Annotated in this window: 3 protein-coding genes; 1 reads left to right on the top strand and 2 read right to left on the bottom strand. The window is 57.5% G+C overall.

The window, feature by feature from the left end; all coding sequences use genetic code 11:
- Together AAC035_RS20425 and AAC035_RS20430 are read right to left on the bottom strand one after the other, a co-directional pair.
- On the bottom strand, window positions 1–673 hold a 673-nt coding region (locus tag AAC035_RS20425), incomplete at its 3' end, for an aminotransferase class III-fold pyridoxal phosphate-dependent enzyme (RefSeq protein ID WP_339806948.1).
- A gap of 101 nt (window positions 674–774) precedes the next feature.
- Window positions 775–2,283, bottom strand: coding sequence for an exonuclease domain-containing protein (locus tag AAC035_RS20430; protein ID WP_339806949.1), 1,509 nt, complete (start codon window positions 2,281–2,283; stop codon window positions 775–777).
- A 220-nt stretch (window positions 2,284–2,503) separates the two neighbouring features.
- Here AAC035_RS20430 and AAC035_RS20435 point away from each other — a divergent pair, with 220 nt between their 5' ends.
- Window positions 2,504–2,704, top strand: coding sequence for a hypothetical protein (locus tag AAC035_RS20435; protein WP_339806950.1), 201 nt, complete (start codon window positions 2,504–2,506; stop codon window positions 2,702–2,704).
- The last annotated feature ends 44 nt before the right edge of the window (window positions 2,705–2,748 follow it).

Genomic DNA, 2,748 nt, shown 5'->3' on the forward strand with positions numbered 1-2,748 from the left:
CGAACACCAGCAAAGCGTCGTGCTCATCGCAGAGATCACGCAGCCCCTGCAGGAATTCAGGTTCCGCCGGCATCACGCCGCCTTCGCCCTGAATCGGCTCAACCACCACGGCACAGGTTTTCTCTTTGGAGATCAGTGCACGTACCGAATCCAGGTCGTTATAGGTAGCGTGATGAATGCCACCCGGTGCCGGCTCAAAGCCTTCAAGATACTTGGCCTGGCCACCAACACTGACGGTAAACAGCGTGCGGCCATGAAACGAGTTGTTGAAGGCGATAATTTCATGCTTCTGGGGGCCGTGGTTGCTCCAGCTATAGCGGCGGGCCAGCTTGAACGCGGCTTCGTTAGCTTCAGCACCGGAGTTGGCAAAGAACACCCGCTCGGCAAAGGTCAGCTCGCAGAGTGTCCGGGCCAGACGCAGGGCAGGCTCGTTGGTCAGTACGTTGGACACATGCCAGAGCTTCTCGGCCTGTTCCATTAGCGCGCTGACCAGTCCCGGGTGGGCGTGGCCCAGGGAGTTCACGGCGATACCACCGGCCAGATCGACGTACTCCCGCCCCTCCTGATCCCACAGACGTGAGCCCTCACCTCGCACGGGAATCATGCCGCCCGGTGCGTAATTGGGAACCATAACGTCATCGAAAAGCTCACGGGATACAGGATCTCTGTTCATTCTGTCCTCTCTGGCATTGCTGCTCTGGGGTCGGTCTCTACCGGTGTCTGACTGGATGGCAAATCGCACTGACCACCAGCCAGCCGATAATCATAAAGCACTCATGGCACCAATACATCCGGTTCGCCCACCGAACCCAGCTCAATAACACGAAAAATTGCGCCTGCGGTCACGGCATCCCCGTCACCCCCGCCTTTACCCCCTGCTGCGGACCGGCCAGACAGCGCCTTCACCACGAGCTTGTAGGAATCCAGATCAAAAGTGACTGCCTGCCCCCGCAATGACAGGTCCTCCAGTTCTTCCATGTGGTGGAGCGTGGCCACATGCATCCAGTTGTAGATCACCAGCAGGTCCAGACGCTGCCGGGCCGGGTTCGACTCCAGTACCGCCACCGGACCTTTCCAGGGCCAGGTTTTCAGGCGCAGGGCATGGAAGGCGATCTGCATTCTGAGGTTGTAGCGAACGGTATCTTCCGCCTGCTCACAGGCGCCTTTGCAGCGCCCCAGGGTGCGCTGAAAACAGGGACCGGTCTGGTCAGCCGGCTCCAGACCCAGCAGCCGGTTGCAAAGATCATTCTTGGCGGCAATACCACTGAGGGCGCGCTCCGCATCTTTCTTGCTGCGAAACAGTCCGTAATAGTCACCGAGGCGGTATGGCTCAATTTCCCGTACCAGCCGGGCCTGCAAATAACCGCTGGCAGCCGTGGTCAGCTCGATACTCCACAGGGTTTTGGCGGCCCGGGAGCGGCGATTGAACAGTGGCTTCAGAGTCTTGATCTGCTTCAGCTCCAGCAGCAGAGCGCCCAACTCACCGGCGGTTTCGGTGTACTCCACCCGACGCAGGCTCTCTGACATGCGCACCCCCCGGCTGCTGTTGTGATCACCGGAAAAGTGCGAGGCCACCCGTTGCGCAATGTTGGTGCTCTTGCCCACGTAGAGCAACACGTCGTTTTCACCATAGAAACGGTACACCCCGGGCGCTCTCGGCAAGTCCTTCAACACTTCCGGAGACACATTGGAGGGCACACTGGGGCGCTGCAACAAGGCCTTGACTGCAGCTTCAAACTGCTCGGCGCCATGCTCCCTGAGGCCATGCAGGAAGAACTCCATCATGGCACTGACATCGCCCATGGCACGGTGCCGCTGCACCTGCTGTAAATGGTGCCGCTCGATGAGGGAGTCCATATTGTGGCGACGGAATTCCGGATAAAGCCGCCGCGACAGTTTGACCGTACACAGCACTTTTGCGGCGAAGGGCTGGCCCAGCCGACGGAACTCGGACTTCACGAAGCCATAGTCAAAGCGGGCGTTATGGGCCACAAAAATGGTGCCCTCCAGCTTCTCCCGGAACTCATCCGCAATGTCCACGAACCTGGGTGCATCGGCCACCATCGCATTGGTTATGCCGGTGAAGTGCTCGATAAAGGGCGAAATACGGGTTTCCGGATTGAGCAGGGTCTGCCACTCACCCAAGACCTCGCCATTGCGCCAGAAACGGATACCGATTTCAGTAATCCGGTCATGGCCGGCGGACCCGCCGGTGGTTTCCAGATCCAGGAAGGCGAAGGTTGCGGAAGTCAACAAACTGTCTGAGGCTGTCGGTGTTGTCATGATCAGAGGATACGTCAGCTCATGGGTGTCAGGCGAGCGGCAGCAACATCGCTCCGGACGAGCGCAAATATGTTGACCTTAACTACACGAAGTTATCCCATTCCTCCGGAAATCCTCCGTTTCGATCAAATTCCGCCGGAATATGTCCGGTTTTATTGCGATCCGGTAACAGTTTTGCCATGGTGAAATGGTAATAAAAAACGCGACAAGGAGAGGACGAATGCGAAATCATAAATCAAGAAACGCAATCCGTACCACCTCAGTAGCTGCAGCGCTGGGTCTGGCAGCAAGCTCTGTGAGCGCCATTGAGGTCAATGCCGGTGACTATGACATTGACGTATACGGCTACGCCCGCTTGAACGCCAGCTATGATATTGACAACGATATTGCGTCAAGTACCCGTGCCGGTGAGAGCCTGTAAACCAAATTGTGTAACTGCCCACGACTGAGTAATCTTTTCAAAAG

Source organism: uncultured Marinobacter sp. (assembly GCF_963974375.1).
Classification (GTDB): domain Bacteria; phylum Pseudomonadota; class Gammaproteobacteria; order Pseudomonadales; family Oleiphilaceae; genus Marinobacter.